Origin of the sequence: Bifidobacterium tissieri (assembly GCF_002259645.1) — a bacterium.
In the GTDB taxonomy this organism is placed as follows: domain Bacteria; phylum Actinomycetota; class Actinomycetes; order Actinomycetales; family Bifidobacteriaceae; genus Galliscardovia; species Galliscardovia tissieri.
Genome location: NZ_MWWV01000011.1, coordinates 25424 through 42132, shown reverse-complemented (window position 1 = coordinate 42132; position 16709 = coordinate 25424). Strand labels below are relative to the sequence as shown.

Here is a 16709-nt window from a genome sequence, read left to right as displayed (position 1 = left end):
AATCTTTTCGACATGTATAGAATGGAGGCTTCAGATGGGTTCCGTCATCAAGAAGCGCCGCAAGCGGATGAGCAAGAAGAAGCACCGCAAACTGCTGCGTAAGACTCGTCACCAGCGCAAGTAGTGTTGCGCTCCGTTGCGAGCAGCTCAACAGCATGGAAAGGTCCCGGATCACACGACGTGGTTCGGGACCTTTCGTTATATGTGAAAGATTGGGATTGGGGTTGGTTGGTTGCGCGGCCGACGGGCTGCCTGTATGACGCGCGCATGCGTAAGACAAGCATCGGGGATGAGTTACGGTGCGTATCGGACACATGCGTACGGCGAATGGGCATGGTGGATGTGTTGCGATGCCTATCGGACACATGCATGTGTCGGACAAGCATCGAGGAAGAGTGTCGGTGCTTATCGGTCGTATGTGTGCGTCAAACAAGCATCGGGGATGGACTGCGATGCCTATCGGACGTACACGTAAGGCGAATAAGCATCGAACGGTCCCGATGGTCGTGGGCACACGACGTTATGAATAACTCACTGCCCGTGTATATGGCGGAAATGGACATAAAGAACGATATACAAAAGTGCCGTCGGCATCTATCGTCATATTGTGACAAAGATGTCGACGGCACTACTGGATAAACCGCGAAATCAGATGGTTCGGATGAACCAGATGGATCGGATCGTATCCGTTCGCAGTCCGGTCACTTGTTGCCGTTGGTCATCACGCGCGGACCGTTCGGATCGCCGACGATCACGGTGTCGACCATGTTGAGGAACAGGCCGTGCTCCACCACGCCCACGGTGTTGATCAGGTCCTCGGCCAGATCCTGCGGATGATCGATGCGCTCGAGGTGCAGGTCGACGATGAAGTTGTTCTCATCGGTACGCACCTCTTTGCCGTCGGCGTCCAGACGCAGCACCGGCTTGTAGCCCTTGGCCTCGAACTTCTTGACCACGTGGCCGGCACCGAACGGAATCACCTCGACGGGCAGCGGGAACTTGCCGATGGTGTCGACCACCTTGGACTCGTCCACGATCCACACGATCTTGTTGGAGTTGATGGCCACGATCTTCTCCCACAGCAGAGCGGCACCGCCGCCCTTGATGCCGTTGAAGTTCTTGTCCACCTCGTCGGCACCGTCGATCGTCACGTCGATGTGGTCCACATCATCCACATCCACGATCTTGATGCCATAGCCCTCGGCCTGCTCCTGGGTACGGCGGGAGGTAGTCACACCAGTGAACTGCAGGCCCTCCTCCTGCACGCGGCGGCCAAGCTCGTCAACGAGGAAGCGCACGGTGGAGCCGGTGCCCAGACCCGCGATCATGCCGTTCTCAACGAGCTTGGCGGCTTCGATGCCCGCCGCCTTCTTCAGTGCGTCCTGCTGTGCCTTATCCATGTCTTCTCCTTCGCGATATGTGCGTCTGAGCGATCGGTTTTGAACGTTCTATGAGTTCCCTGCCCAGTCTAGGCGGCCGCGTGGAATTTCGGGGGGCCATATTGCCGCATTGTCGTGGGTGACGGTGCGGTTGGCAGGTGGCGGTGCGGTTTGTGGGTGGCGGTGCGGTTGGCGCGTACGTTCCTATGCTTACTGCTTCCAGTGGCGGTTCGGCTCGCGGGCGACGGTTCGTTCTGCCGTCACCCACGCGAACCATGCGGGATGATCGTCACATCGCCGTCGAGTTGCATGTATCCGTCGGCATCCACGGTTCCGGTGAACGAGATCGTGCCGTTGATCGTGATCGTGCCGCCGGCAAACGACGGACTGCTTGACGGCGGCGGCGTGATCCGGATCCGTCCTGACGCGTGCAATCCGCTCCCGGTCGCCCGTCGCGGCGATTGCGAAGCAGCAGGCGACGTCTGTCGGGCGGCGGTCTGACGGGTATTCTGCACGATGTCGTTGACGGTTCCGGTCGCAGGACCGGATGCCTGAGGCTCCGCCAGTTGACGGCTATGTGCGGCATTCCTGCCATCCTCTGCCGTGGCCGCATTGCGCCGATCCGTATCGATTTCGGTCGGAGTGCTTCCTGCTGAAGCGTGTCCGGCAGCACGATCGCCAGTCGTGCCGCCGTTGATATTACCGCTGATGATCGTACCGCCATCGTCGACTGAACCGTTGTCGACGTCAATGCCGACAGTGCGATTACTCGAACCGATACCGGTTCCGCCTGCCGACGCGTTCGTAGCCGTCGATGCAGCCGAAAAATCAGCCAGTTCGGGGACGCCCTCCTCTCCGGCGAGACGTTGCGTCAACGACTTCGTGCCACGATCACGCGACGTATGCGACGTGTGCGATCGTTCACCGCGATCGGTGCGTTCGCTGCGATCGGCAGCCACACCCGTACCACGTGCGTCGGCGCGTGCCGCACTCCCCGACGATCCACCGGCCGCGCCAACGCCACCCGTATCCTCGCCATGCCCCAGATGATATTCAGCCGCCGTGATCTTCCCATCCATGAGCATCTGCGCGTCGGCGGGCACATCCGTACCCTTGGCATACTCCGACGCCAGCAGCGACTCCCAACCCTCCTTGGGCAGGTATCCATCGCGGGCGCCGGACCGGCAGTCCTCCGCGTACGTGCGCGCCAGCTCGTCCACCTTCTCGTTGCCGGCGTTGCCCGCGTGCCCCTTCACCCACACGAACTTCACCGGTCCGGGACGTTTTGCAAGCTCCACGTCGATCGCCTTGATCACGGCCGCATTCTTCACCGGCTTCTTCTGCGAATTCCGCCATCCGTTGCGCTTCCAACCGTGCACCCACTTGGTGGAGCAGTTGATCGCATACTGGGAGTCCGTTTCAATCACCAGCGGCTCGCTGCCGGGATGCGCGCGCAGCACCTCGAGCACCGCGCACAATTCGCCGATCTGATTCGTGCCGTTCGTGGCGCCACCGGCATCGCAGTCGCCACTGTGTTCGTGACCAGGACGTCCGCCGGCATGCGCCTCATGATCGGCCCACGCCCATCCCATCGGACCGTTCGGATTGCCCAGCGCGCTGCCGTCTGTGGAAACAGTAATCGTCATACGCCCCACCCTACCGTCTGCCCTTCTCGGGAACATCCGCGTCGCGCCGTCGTCCACTTACAGTCCAATTTGTTCATCACATGAGGGTGTGGTATCGCTTGCGGAATGATTCTCCTGTTGATCTAGGTCTGGCTTGTAGGAGCGGCGAGGCACGTCAAATATGCGTGGATGTACGTGGATTCTGATCGGTATTGCTTTGCCTCGGTAACTGATGGATAGCTGGACGCTGACGACTTGTTCGGATCCGCAGATGGAACATGATCTTTGCTGCGGGTTGGTGTGTGGATCAGTAAAAACCCGCATAGAAGAGAGCTGTTTGCTGCGGGTTGGTGTGCGGTTTGACAGCAACCCGCATGGAGGAGAACCGCTGACTGCGGGTTGGTAGTACTACTCCGCTATTCCCGCAGTTATGCATGCTCTTCACTGCGGGTTCGCGCATAATGTGATGCAGACCCGCAGCGGACTGACCGCTTCACTGCGGGTCTGCATCCAGCCTGTGCCGAATCGGCATCGAAGGATGGTTGTTGCTGGTACACATCACGCTCATCCGTATGATTCCACGTACGGTACGATCCGCACTTACGGTCATATCACCGCCGCTTCGGCACGCCTGCTTGCAGCAGCTTGTGCTCCAGCCGTTCGGGATGAGTGAGATCCTCGAATTCAAACCGTACGATCGTGGTCACGCCCTGAGCCTTGAGTTGGTTCTCTCGTTCTCGTTCGGCATGCACTCTGGCCTGAACGCTGCTGCGTGTCGTATCGTTCATGACGTACTTTTCCATGCCATCGAATTCACCCACGATGAGTATGCCTCCAGGCAGCTCCCACGTGAAATCCGCGCGTAACGGCGCGTTCGGATTCGATGGATTCATGAACGGCCGTTGCAGTCGAGGCACGATGAATCCCAGTTCGATGATCGTCGCGCGGGCGAATGATTCACCGCCGTTCTCGCTCAGCGGATCCGCGTATGCGCACAGTGCGACGACGTTGGCGCTGTCGATGCTGAGTGTCCGGCAGGATTCCGGAAGACCGTTCAGTGATACTCCTTTATGCGCCGCGGAATCGAACATCGGCAGTGTGTCGGTGAACGAATACATGGATGCGCAATCGATGAGTGCGCGATGGATGTCGGTGACGGGTATGCCGTTGGCTTGATAGCGTCGAATGTCGTGGACATGTATTCGGCGTATCGGAGCGTTCTTGCGATTCACGATCTTCGTGGCACTTGCGATATGAACCGTCAATTCTCGATGCAATGCATACGAATGCTCGATTCCATACGCACAGATGGCGGTCAGACCGGCGAAAGTCCATGCAGAGTGGATTTCGGAGAGTGTTCGTGCCACATGCAGATGTCGTTCTGGAGGACTTAGCGATTGCCAGTATTCCGGACGTGCGTACATGTTGCGATACGGGGTTACGAGGAGTTGTTGATGCGCTCGTAATCGTAGTGATTTCCGTTGGGATTCGTTGGCGCCGGCAGCGCAGCGTCGTGTCTGTTGTGCATTGTCGAGGAGGGTCTCGATGGCTGTGTTCGTTCTCATATGATCGACGCTATTGCGTGGGAACCAGCTTGACCAGGGGAATTGGCCAATGTGGTCGAATGTGGATTCGTGTTGATTCCGTTGAGGCGCAGTGGATTCGCTTATTGCCGCATCGGCAGTGGAAAGGGGCTGTCGTTGGGTTGGTGAGTAGGTTTGGTGTGGCGGATCCGTTGTGCGTGGGGGCTGCAGACCTGCTCAACCAGACGCTACAGGTGGATTCGTTGCGTGAGGAGGAGGCTTTGCTGCGGGTTGATATCCGTATTGCAATGTATCCGCAGTGAGGAGCGATCTACACTGCGGGTTTTCTATGTTGCGTTGGTGGACCCGCACGGGGGACTGGTCCTTGCTGCGGGTTGATCGTGCGATTCTATTGCACCCGCAGTGAAGGTCACCTTTCACTGCGGGTTGGTTTTCAGTTGTGACAAACCCGCAATGAGTGCGTTGCTGTTACGGATTGTGTTGATTACTGATTGTGCTGGATTGACAGAGGGCTGCTCTGCTGCAGGTTTGTACGTAGGCTACTGCAGACCTCTAGCGGGCAGTGTGTCATGCTACTGACCGGATACGTGGTAAGGGATATGCCGGGGAAATGGGGAAATGGACAAGTGTGATTCTTATCACAGGTATTGATTTTGCGAATGATTCTTGATATCGCGCGCGCGACTACGTAGTTTTCCTGGATAAATCAAGACTTGAGAATGATTTTTTCCTCGTCGTATCGTGCGAGTGTTCTTCACGGACCACGCCTGTCATACACAAGTTGGAGCAGTCGAGGCGATGGACGTGGAACAGTGTTGGACTATCCCGCAGGATCGTCATGATCATTGCGGTCGACCGAGCCGACGGCGCAGGCCGTCGACTGAACCGACGCTTGGACCAGCGGCTGTGCCCGAACGGCATGCCGGTGGCCGAAACGAATAAACGAAAGTCGGTGACGGCCGACGACGGGTCGATGGTTGATGCATGCCGGGATCGTCTCGTCGGAACGCTGGCGCCGATGCCCGCCTGACACGAACCGGACCTATTACCCATAAGGGAGGCTCCGGAATAGACGTTGAGTCGCACACGCCAATGGGATTCGTTGGGGTTCATGGGATTCGTTCCGTGCCCTGATGAACGTGAACGACGTGTACGAAATGGAACGATGATCGCGTAACGCAGTCATGCGCCGATCGGGGTTCGCAGCGGGCGCTGGGGAATGAGACGAAAGGAACACCAGTGTTCTTCAACAACAGGAAACGGGCCGCTGCGCTCGCCTCCGTGGTCGCCGCGGCCACGATGGGTGCCGGTCTGATCGTGCCGGTGGCCTCTGCCGCCGACACCACCGCCAAGACCACCAGCGACGCCACGCTGAGCTGGAGCCTGAGCAAGATCGCCACCGGCGGCTCTTGGGTGGGCGGCTGCAACTTCATCTCCGCAGGCGAGGCCGGAGACACGGGCAAGGCGATGACCGCCTGGACCGCAGACAATCCGAAGCCCGGATTCCAGGCCGCCGACGGCAACGTGAGCATCAAGTACCCCGACGCCAAGGGCGACCTGACCGTCACCCCGACGTGGGACACCAAGTGCCTCACCGCCAGCGGTGCCACCGCCACGCCGTACTCCGGCGGCAATGGCTCCTCCACCGGTGCCACCGTCAACTTCAGCAAGGGCACCGGCACGATCGACACGACGGCCAACACCGCTGACATCACGTGGAAGGGCTCCTTCACCGTCGCGTTCTACGGTGGTATGACCTACTGGTTCGCCGCCGATCCGGAGCTGAAGGTGAACGCCGACGGCACCGCCACCCTGACCGCCGATCTGTCCGGCTACGGCACCGATCGTGGCGGCAGCAGCAGCTGGAGCAAGCTGCCCGTCGCCGAGAACCAGACCATCGCCGAGCTGAAGAACGTGAAGGTGACCGACACCGGCTTCACCGTCACCCCCGAGTACAACTCCATCAAGACCACCGAGGCCCCGGACGGCGGATCCTGGCCGCAGGACTTCGTGACCTTCCAGGACAAGACCGGCCAGTCCTCCTACTGGTACAACAACGGCACCTCCGATGCGAACGCCTCGGCCAAGGCCCCCACGCCGATCACCGTGGCCTACACCGCCAAGGCCGCCGAGGATCCGTCCAAGGTGGGCAACGTCGGCACGCTGTCCGCGGATCCGACCACCATCGACCCGACCAAGGACCAGCAGGTCACCGTCACCGGTAAGGGATACACCGGTTCCGGCGCCGCGTACGGCACGTACGTGGTGATCGCCGACAAGTCCGTGTGGGAGCCGGGCAAGGTCCCGACCGACCAGGGTGCCTTCCTGGTTCAGAAGTGGGTACGTCCCGCCAACGATCCGAAGGACGGCTACTCCAACCTGGACAAGGACGGCAACTGGACCCAGGTGCTCGACATCCCCGCCAACACGCTCGACCCGAACAAGGAATACGTGGTCGGCACGTTCGCCGCACACATGCTGTCCGTGACCAACCGCAACCTCGACCACGCCGTGGCCCTGACCCTCAAGGCCGCCGAGCCCGAGGCCACCGCCCCGGCCGCCCCCGCCAAGCCAACTGCCACCGTGGCCGGCTCCATGGCCGATCCGTACCAGGTGAAGGTGGAATGGAAGGCTCCGTCCGACGGTGGCTCCGCGATCACCGGCTACACCGTGACCCTCACCCCGTCCACCGGTGACCCGATCACCCAGGACGTTGCCGCCGACGCCACCTCCGCCACCTTCGGCAAGCTCACCGCCCCGGCCGTGTCGTACACCGCCAGCGTGGTTGCCAAGAACGACAAGGGCTCCAGCGCCGCGTCCCCGGCCTCCGACGCCGTGACCCCGAACGCCGACCCGACTTCCACCCCGACCATCACCGTGACCCCGGTCTCCGACATCGACCCGACCAAGGACACCGATTTCACCGTCAAGGGCACCGGCTTCACCGGTGGTGCCGCCTACTACGGCGCCTACGCCGTGGTCGCCGACGCCGATGTGTGGACCGCCGGTAAGAACCCGACCAGCCCCCAGGACTTCCTCAAGGCCGCTTGGGTGAAGGCCGCCGACATCAAGGATGGCGAGTTCACCACCAAGGTGACGATTCCCGCCAACACCTTCCAGTACGGCAAGACCTACGTGGTGGGCACCACCGCCGCGCACGGACTGTCGCTGAGCGACCGTCGTCTCGACACCGCCAAGACCATCTCGCTCAAGGCCCAGGCCCAGGCTCCGGCCGCCCCGGCCAAGCCCGCCGTCTCCGTGCCGGCCGCCGGCTCGGTGAAGGTCGACTGGAAGGCTCCGTCCGACGGTGGCTCCGCGATCACCGGCTACACCGTGACCCTTACCCCGTCCACCGGCGCTCCGATCACCAAGGACGTTGCCGCCGACGCCACCACCGTCACCTTCGACGGCCTGACCGCCAAGGGCGTCTCCTACACCGCCACCGTCGTGGCGAAGAACGAGGCCGGCTCTTCGGCCGCGTCCGAGAAGTCCGCAGCCGTGACCCCGACCGAGGCCACCAAGCCGTCCGCCCCGCGCAACGTGACCGCCAAGCAGGGTGCCGCCCACGAGCTGCTCGTCAGCTGGGAGAAGCCCGAGGACAACGGTGGCTCCGCGATCACCGGCTACACCGTGACCCTTACGCCGAAGGACGCCTCCGCGGCCAAGGTCAAGGCCTCCGACCTGACCGCCGACGTGGACGCCGACACGTTCCAGCACACCTTCACCAAGCTGGACCCGGCCACCGAGTACACCGCATCCGTGACCGCCAAGAACGCCAAGGGCACCAGTGACGCCACGCAGAGCGGCACCGCCGTGGCCCCCGCCCCGATCGCGCCGAAGCTGACCTTCGCCAACGCCGACGGCAAGACCATCACCGAGCTCAAGCTCGACGTGGACGGCAAGGCCACCGTGAACGCCGTGATCGCCGGCGAGAACACCGACGACGTGACCGTCGCCTGGGAGTCCTCCGACGCCGCCGTGGCCAAGGTGACCGCCGACAAGACCGGTGCCAAGGCGACCGTGAACGCGCTGAAGGCCGGCTCCGCGACTGTGACCATCAAGGCCACCATCGACGACGTCGCCGTGTCCGCTTCGCTGCCGGTGCACGTGTCCGCGCCGAACACCGGTGACAACGGTACCGACAACAACGGCAACACCAACAACGGCGGTGCCGACAACAACGGCACCTCCGGCACCACGTCGAACGGCAACGGCAACACCTCGTCCACCACGACGAGCAATGGCAACGCTTCCGCCAATGCCGCGAACGCCACCAAGAAGCCCGCCACGCTGAGCAAGACCGGTTCCGCCGTCCTCGGCGTGTTCGGTGTGGCCCTCGTGCTGGCCGCCGGCGCCGGCATCGCGTTCGCCGCCCGTCGCCGCATGAACCGCGACTGAGTCACGGTGACGATTGGGTGACGATTGATCGTCGGATGATTCGTGAGATCGTCGAGATCGCACCAATCATCCGACTGATCATCACACGTAACGATCCGGTTCTCTTCCCGTCATGACATCGGTCATGACACCCTTCGATGGGTGGAGGAGAGCCGGATCATATTTGCCGATTGCCGCCTCCGCCCCCCCAAAAAAACTCCACAAGCCCAACCACACCCACACACACAAACACCCACACCCACACCCACACCCACATACACACAAACACCCACACCCCCACAAGGATCACCCATGCACATCGGACATATGATCAGCGATTTCCGACGCGGCGCACGCACGCTGCTGACGTCGGCGCTCGTGGTCGCATGCCTGCTGTCCGTGGCGGGATGCGCCAACATCGGCACCATCAGCGAGGCCAGCCTCGAATCATGCATCGTGCCGGACGCCTCCACCGAACCGAACCCTCCGGAACTGCCCGACGTCACTGCGGCCAAACTGCAGAATCCGCGCACGATCGAAGGACCGACCACCGCCTACACCAAATCCGACCAGATCATCCCGATCAGCAACGCGCCATTCGAACAGCAGCAGCTGCCCGTGACCGTGAAAAGCTCCGACGGTCCCGAACAGACCGTTACCGACACGACCCGCATCCTGGCGCTCAACCAGAACGGGGGCCTCGCCGCCGCCGTGTACGCGCTCGGATTCGGGTGCAACCTCGTCGGCAGGGACACCGCCACCGGCTCGTCCGGCATGGACAAGCTGCCCAAGGTGACCGCCAACGGCATGGATCTTAACGCCGAGGCGATCATGGCGCTGTCGCCCACCGTCATCATCACCGACACCAGCATCGGACCGTACGACGTGCAGTTACAGTTGCGCCAGTCCGGCGTGCCCGTCGTGTTCGTGCCCATCGTCAGCGATCAGGGCATCAACGGCGTCGGCACGCAAATCCAGGCCGTGGCCGACGCGCTCGGCGTGAGCGAACTCGGCAAGCAGCTCGTCGAACGCACGAACAGCGAAATCAGCCAGACCATCGATACGATCGGCAAACGTTTCGTGCCGGCCGACGCCGACCACAAGCCACGCATCGTGTTCCTCTACGTCCGCGGCACGTCGATCTACTACTGGTTCGGCGAAGGCTCCGGCGCCGATTCGCTCATCCAGTCGATCGGCGCGGTGGACGTGGCCAAGGAAGTCGGATTCAACGGCATGGCCCCCACCAATGCCGAGGCGCTGATCAAGGCGGCACCGGATGTGATCCTCGCCATGACGCTCGGCGTGCAATCCGCAGGCGGCCTTGATTCCATGCTTGAGCTGCCCGGAATCAAGGAGACACCGGCCGGACAGCATCGGCGTGTGGTGGACATGAGCGACTACGAGATCATGAGTTTCGGACCGCAGACCGCGCAGGTGCTGGCCGCGCTCGCCACCGCCGTGTATGCGCCGGAACTGTCGTATCAGCCGGACCAGAAGCCCGAGGTCATCGAGAACCAGCTGCAGGGTGCAAATCAGAGTCAGCAGAGTCAGCAGAATTAGGAGCACGCACACATGACACGCACAACGAGTGCAGACGATACGGCACGTGCGGGCGGCGTCAGTCCCAGTCCGCATGATCGTCCGGACCGCATCGTCGCCCAGCAATCCCAGGCACCTCAGCAATCCCAGCGCGATCGCGAGGCCCGCATCCACGCCAACGCCGCCGATCTCGCCCTCGCCGCCAACGCCTCCCGAACCGGAATGGGCCGGACCGCCGCCACGTTCCTGATCATGGCCGTGGCGCTGCTGATCATGACCATCGTGTCGGCGTCGCTCGGCCAGCTCGTCATCCCGTTCGATCAGGTGATCGGATCGGTGCTCAACAAGATCGGCATCCACTGGCTCAACGGCCCCAGTCGTTCGTTCGGCAACGAGGCGCTGTGGAACGTACGATTCCCGCGCATCGCCATGGCCATCGTGGTGGGTGCCGCGCTCGGCGTGGCCGGTGCGGTGATGCAGGGCGTGTTCGGCAATCCGCTCGCCGAACCCGGCACGGTCGGCGTATCGTCGGGTGCCGCGGTGGGTGCCAGCTGTTCGATTCTCATGGGCTGGACGTTCCTCGGCTCGTTCACCACACCGTTCCTGGCGTTCGTCTGCGGTCTGGGCACCACGATGCTCGTCTACGTGCTCGCCCGTCGCGGCGGCCGTACCGAAGTCGTCACGCTCATCCTCACCGGTGTGGCGGTGAACGCCATCGCAGGGGCGCTCATAGCGTTCTTCACGTTCGCCGCGCCCACCAGTGCCCGCGATCAGATCGTGTTCTGGCAGATGGGTTCGTTCAACGGCAGCCGCTGGCAGCAGGTCGCGCTGGTGACGCCGCTGTGCGTGGTGGGCATGATCATCGTGCAGTGCATGGCCCGTCGTCTCGATCTGCTGTCGTTGGGCGAGAAGCCGGCCCGTCATCTTGGCGTGAACGTGGAACGCCTGCGGTTCGTCTGCATGATCGCGGTGGCCCTGCTGGTCTCGTCGGCGGTGGCGTTCTCCGGTATCATCTCGTTCGTCGGACTCGTGGTGCCGCATCTGCTGCGCATGATCATCGGTCCGCGGCATCGCGCACTGCTGCCGGCGTCCGCGCTGGGCGGCGCACTGCTGTTGACGATCGCCGATTTCGCCGCACGTACGACCATCGCCTTCGCCGATCTGCCGATCGGCATGCTCACGTCGCTGGTCGGCGGCCCGTTCTTCTTCTGGCTGCTGCGACGCAGCCGTTCCAAGTCGGGAGGTTGGGCATGATGACTCTGACAATGCCGTGGCGCACCGATCATCTGGTGCCCGATATGCCCAAGCCGGGCGAATGCGTACTGGACCTGTCGAACGTGAGCGTGACCATCGGCGAGCGCCCGGTGCTGTCCAACATCGATCTTGACATTCGTGCCGGCGAACTGCTGGCGTTGGTGGGGCCGAACGGTGCCGGAAAATCGACGCTGCTCAACGCGATCACCGGCGACATTCCGCTCGATGACGGTGACATCTCCCTGTTCGGCAAGCCGATCGACGCCTGGGATTCCACGGAATTGGCCATGCGTCGCGCGGTGCTGCTGCAGTCCGTGGACGTGACGTTCCCGTTTGATGTGCGCGACATCGTGCGTATGGGCCGATCCCCGTGGGAGGGCACCGCTCAGGAGATGCATGACGACGATATCGTCGACGATGCGATGGCCATGACCGAGGTCGATCCGTTTGCCGACCGTGTGTACACGTCGCTGTCCGGCGGTGAGCGGGGACGTGCCGCGTTCTCCCGTGTGCTGGCGCAGACCGCGCCGATTCTGCTGCTTGATGAGCCGACCGCGGCCATGGATGTGAAGCATCAGGAGATGTTGATGCGCGTCGGGCGTGAGTATGCGGCCGCGGGATGTGCGGTGGTGGTGATCGTGCATGCGTTGGATGCGGCGGCCGCGTGGGCCGATCGTGTGGCGTTGCTGGAGCGGGGGCGTCTGCGAGCGTTGGGCACGCCGGAGGAGGTGCTGACGCCGACGCTGCTGAGTGACGTGTATCAGTGCCGGATCGATGTGCTGCGTCATCCCGACGGCGGACTGATCATCGTGCCGTGGCGTCCGGTCGTGGACCGCAATGTTCATGGCAGGCATGGCATTGGTGTTGATGCTGGCGTTGACGTTGATGCTGGCGTTGATGCTGGCGGTGGAACCGTGGAATCAGGGGGAGTGCAGTGAGCGACGAGTTGAGCAGGGGCCGGGGTTTCCGGATCGGCACGAACAGGCCCGGCACGATCGCGGCCGATACGTTCATGACCGACGCGGTACGACGTGCGGCGATGATTATGATGGCCGTGACTGCCGTGGTGATCGCGATCGTCACGTCGGTTGCGTTGCCGTTGCCCGCGCATGCGGCCGGCGCCAAGGTGTCGACGTCGGTGGAGGGCGGCACTTTGCATCCCGATTCGGCGACGACCGTTGATCTGTCCGGCAGCAGATTCCAGTCGGTGCAGGGCGGATTCGGCGGCATCTACGTGCTGTTCGGCTGGGTCAGCGATCCGAACGGGGATTCCTGGAAGCCGTCGAAGGGCGGGGTGACGGGGGAGACCTACCGGTACGTGCCGGATGACGAGAACAATCCGACCGGCTATGACGTCTTTGTCGCGTTCCCCGGCGATTCGACCGCGTCGGCCGCCAATGGCGGACAGCTCGCTGCGGATGGCACGTGGCATGCCAAGATCACCGTGCCCGGTGCGAAGTTCACCAGCGTGGACCGGTCGGGCAATCCGGTCGATGTCGATTGCACGGCCGTGCAGTGCGGCATCATCACGATCGGCGCGCATGGCGTGGCCAATTCGACGAACGAGACGTTCACGCCGATGACGTTCGCGACGGCGTCCGACCAGCAGTCGCAGAACGATCAGTCCGCCGATGGCTCCACGGAATCCAACGATCAGAACGCCGATCAGACGCAGTCCGCCGATACGGCGAACGGTGACGCGAACGCCGATGCGAAGAACGGTACGGCAGACAATACATCGACCAACGATGCCGCCGCGGCAGACGACAATGCGGCGAACGATAATGCGGCGACCACGGCTGCGGGAGCGACAACGGAGAGGAATGGCATGACCAACGTACCGACCTGGGGAATCGCCGGATGGCTGATCATGGCGGCGGTGATCATTCTGGGGATTTCGATCATCGTGCTGGCTGCGGGAGTCGGCGGATATCTTGCGGCCAAGTCGCTGCTGCTCGGCATTTCGCCGGCGGCGTTGGACAGGGAGGCCGCGCGTCGCGAGCGCAAGGCCGCCAGCGTCCGCGCGCGCGAGGAGATCAGGACCGCCAAGCACCGTCGTCGACTGCATGAGCGGGTGTTGAAGGAGCAGGCGAAGGCCGACAAGGCACAGGCGATGGCCGAGGGGAATCCGTCTGATTTCGCGGTTCCGTCTCAGGGCGATTCGCCGGTGAACAGTACTGCGAATTCAGCTGTTGCACAGTCCGCCGGTACGCCATCCATATTCGTTCCCGGCGGCGGACTGCGTGGATTGCGTTCCACGGGATCCGATGTGCAGGAGACGCAGACGCTGCCCATCGTCGATAACTCCGGCGCCGACGACAAGACCGATTCGGCCGGATCCGAGCGGAAGGAATCATGATGAGTCTTGGAAAGACCATACTGAAGACCATCTGCGCGCTGTCCACGGTCACGGCGGTCTGCGCCGGATCGGTGGCGGCCATGGCACCCGCATTCGCCGTAACAAGCGACGGGGATGGCACCACGACCGATACCACGGTGAGTGACGTCGTACTGGACTGGGGCGTGAACCCCGAAAGCGGCGGCGGCGCATACGCCGGCGGATGCAACGCGCTGTCCGCGGGCACGTCGGGCAACGCCGGCAGCGCCGGCATCTGGACCGCCGATTCGGTCGACACCGACGGCAATCCGCTGTACCGTACGGTCGACGAGGACGCGCACGCGCAGATCCTCAAACCCGATGCGAACGGCGATCTGCAGCAGGTATCGGGGTTCGACGATCGATGCACGAACCGTAACGGCACCAGCATCAGCGGACGGACCGGCGGACTCACGTTCACCCCGCAGGGCAAGGCCGACGCCGAACCCACGTACTCGGAGAACGTCGTGCGACTGACCGGCGGCACCGGCACCGTCAACGCAAGCAAGGGCATCGCACACATCGAATGGAAGAACGCGTCGTTCACCATCGTGTATTACGGCGGCATGACCTATTGGTCGATCGCCGATCCCGTGCTCGACATCAAGGACGGCAAGGGCACGCTCACCGGAACCGCCACCGGATACGGCGCCGATCGCAACGATCCGAGCAAGTGGGAGACGCTGGAGGCCACGACCATCCATCTGGCCGATTTCGCCACCGGAGTGAAGAACGGCGACGCCGAGCAGATCGTGTTCGGCGATGAGCGCATTGACGCCCAGCCCGATTATCTCGGTGTGAAGGCCGGTTCCGGACAGGTCGCCCAGACCGATGCGAACAAGGACTGGTGGGGATCGTTCCCCGAGTCGTGGGTAGCGTTCAACGAGCGTACCGGGCAGACGTCGTACTGGTACACCACCGATGGCAACGCCAACAGCATCCAGCCGCGCAAGGTCGCCTCGCCCATCAGCGTTGCGTGGGGAGACGCCGCGCCGAGCACACCGTCGAATCCCGGCGGCGGTGATAATGGCGGCAACGGCGGCAGCGGAGACAATGGAAACAATGGCGGTGACAATAATTCCGGCGGCAACGGGAACAACAACGGTGGTTCCGGCGACAATGGTTCCGGCGGCGACAACGGCAGCGGAGACAACAATTCCGGAGGCGATACCGACAACGGTGACTCCAACAACAATGGCGGTGACTCCAACAACAACGGGAACAACAATAACAACAACGGCTCCGGTGATGACTCCAACGACAACACCGACGCCACCGTCACCTACTCGAACGTCACCCTCCGCTGGGGCATGAACGACGAGACGAACTCGGCGTCCTATTACGGGGACTGCAACTTCCTGTCGGCGGGCAAGGCGGCGAACACCGGCTCAGCCAAGGTCTGGACGCAGGATTTCTACAAGGCGGTGGACGGCAACGTCAGCATCGAAAAGCCGAACTCGGCCGGACAGTGGGCGCGCGCATCATGGGACAGCAAATGTCTCACCCGCGATGGTGACAACGTCACCATGAGCAAGCGCGCGGACGGCCGATCGGTCAACACCGAATCGCAGGTGGTGATCGCCAACGGTTCCGGCACCATGGCAGCGGACGGTTCCGTCGAGATCTCATGGAAGGGTTCGTGGACGGTCGCCTATTACGGCGGCATGACCTACTGGAGCGTGACCGACCCCAAGCTCACGCTTGACGCCAACGGCAACGGCGCACTTACCGCCACGGCCTCCGGCTACGGATCGTCCATGACCGATTCAAGCAAGTGGGTCACGCTGTCTCCCCGGACGATTCACGTGGCCGACATCAGGAATGTGAACCTCCAGCAGGCGCAGCCGGCGCACGGTTTCACCGTCACACCGGAATATCTTGGCGTCGCGGTGACGGCGAGCGGCGACCACGGCGGTCAGGCGGCCAAGGACGACACCAATGCGGCGTACTGGGGCTCGTTCCCGCAGTCGTTCGTCGACTTCCAGCTGGAGACCGGCCAGTCCGCCTACTGGTACACGGCCGGCGGCGCTCGCGATTTCGCCAAGGTCACGCTGCCGATGTCCGTGCAGTTCGACGCCTCATACAAGGTCGACGTTCCTGCCGATTCGCCGGTGGCGGCGTCGGCCGCGGGTGCCGGTGCGGCCGTCGCGGGATCGACAGGATCCACGGGTGGTACGACTGCGAACAGGGCCTCGACCTCGTCCGGAACGAACGGTTCCGCAGGCTCCAAGAGCTCGTCGGCGAAGAAGACCACCGCGCAGCAGAACACGGGTGCGACGGGCGACAACACTGCGGATGACGGCACAGGTCGTTCCGCGTCTCCCGGTGCGAACGGCAACGGTGCCACATCGGCGGCCGACGCCGGCCCGTTGATCGAGGACAATGCGCGGACCATCGCCGCCGGTTCGGCAGGTATCGCCGCAGCGACCGCATTGCCATTGGGATGCGGATGGTTCATCCGACGTCGGCTGGGACTCGATCCCTCCGCAGCGCTCGATCGGCTCCTCGCCGGCAGATAGAGTGTGAATACGCTGAATTACGTCGAATACGCCAAGGTCCCGATACCGCAGATCATGCGATACCGGGACCTTGTGATTATCGGACTATCCGGATT

12 protein-coding genes are annotated in these 16709 nt (G+C 62.8%); 9 read left to right on the top strand and 3 right to left on the bottom strand.

Annotated elements, in window-relative coordinates; all coding sequences use genetic code 11:
- The first annotated feature begins 34 nt into the window (after nucleotides 1–34).
- Nucleotides 35–124, top strand: coding sequence for a 30S ribosomal protein bS22 (locus tag BTIS_RS07980; RefSeq protein WP_004268639.1), 90 nt, complete (start codon nucleotides 35–37; stop codon nucleotides 122–124).
- Between the two features lie 577 nt (nucleotides 125–701).
- Here the strand turns inward: BTIS_RS07980 and rpiA are convergent.
- The 3 genes from rpiA to BTIS_RS07965 form a co-directional block, all read right to left on the bottom strand.
- Nucleotides 702–1400, bottom strand: coding sequence for a ribose-5-phosphate isomerase RpiA (gene rpiA, locus BTIS_RS07975; RefSeq protein WP_094664346.1), 699 nt, complete (start codon nucleotides 1398–1400; stop codon nucleotides 702–704).
- 239 nt (nucleotides 1401–1639) lie between these two features.
- The gene (locus tag BTIS_RS12325) at nucleotides 1640–3025 is read right to left on the bottom strand and encodes a ribonuclease H family protein (protein ID WP_094664344.1); all 1386 of its coding nucleotides are present in this window, start codon (nucleotides 3023–3025) and stop codon (nucleotides 1640–1642) included.
- Nucleotides 3026–3615: 590 nt separating this feature from the next.
- A complete protein-coding gene (locus tag BTIS_RS07965) occupies nucleotides 3616–4236 on the bottom strand; it encodes a hypothetical protein (RefSeq protein WP_140556976.1) in 621 nt (206 codons plus the stop codon).
- Between the two features lie 392 nt (nucleotides 4237–4628).
- On the opposite strand from BTIS_RS07965, the gene BTIS_RS07960 reads away from it, so the two are divergent.
- The 8 genes from BTIS_RS07960 (at nucleotide 4629) to BTIS_RS07925 (ending at nucleotide 16614) form a co-directional block, all read left to right on the top strand.
- A complete protein-coding gene (locus BTIS_RS07960; protein ID WP_094664340.1) occupies nucleotides 4629–4850 on the top strand; it encodes a hypothetical protein in 222 nt (73 codons plus the stop codon).
- Nucleotides 4851–5386: 536 nt separating this feature from the next.
- A complete protein-coding gene (locus tag BTIS_RS07955) occupies nucleotides 5387–5578 on the top strand; it encodes a hypothetical protein (protein WP_094664338.1) in 192 nt (63 codons plus the stop codon).
- Between the two features lie 209 nt (nucleotides 5579–5787).
- Nucleotides 5788–8946: a fibronectin type III domain-containing protein gene (locus BTIS_RS07950; RefSeq protein ID WP_094664336.1), complete on the top strand. Its 3159-nt coding sequence runs from the start codon at nucleotides 5788–5790 to the stop codon at nucleotides 8944–8946.
- Between the two features lie 291 nt (nucleotides 8947–9237).
- Nucleotides 9238–10485: a heme/hemin ABC transporter substrate-binding protein gene (locus tag BTIS_RS07945; RefSeq protein WP_211279445.1), complete on the top strand. Its 1248-nt coding sequence runs from the start codon at nucleotides 9238–9240 to the stop codon at nucleotides 10483–10485.
- A 12-nt stretch (nucleotides 10486–10497) separates the two neighbouring features.
- Nucleotides 10498–11718, top strand: a complete 1221-nt coding sequence (locus BTIS_RS07940; protein ID WP_169713079.1) for a FecCD family ABC transporter permease — start codon at nucleotides 10498–10500, stop codon at nucleotides 11716–11718.
- Nucleotides 11715–12656, top strand: a complete 942-nt coding sequence (locus BTIS_RS07935) for a heme ABC transporter ATP-binding protein (protein ID WP_094664334.1) — start codon at nucleotides 11715–11717, stop codon at nucleotides 12654–12656. Before BTIS_RS07940 ends, BTIS_RS07935 begins: the two co-directional genes overlap by 4 nt.
- Nucleotides 12653–14077, top strand: a complete 1425-nt coding sequence (locus BTIS_RS07930) for a hypothetical protein (RefSeq protein WP_094664332.1) — start codon at nucleotides 12653–12655, stop codon at nucleotides 14075–14077. The genes BTIS_RS07935 and BTIS_RS07930 overlap by 4 nt, the downstream gene beginning before the upstream one ends.
- A complete protein-coding gene (locus BTIS_RS07925; RefSeq protein WP_143248912.1) occupies nucleotides 14074–16614 on the top strand; it encodes a hypothetical protein in 2541 nt (846 codons plus the stop codon). Before BTIS_RS07930 ends, BTIS_RS07925 begins: the two co-directional genes overlap by 4 nt.
- The last annotated feature ends 95 nt before the right edge of the window (nucleotides 16615–16709 follow it).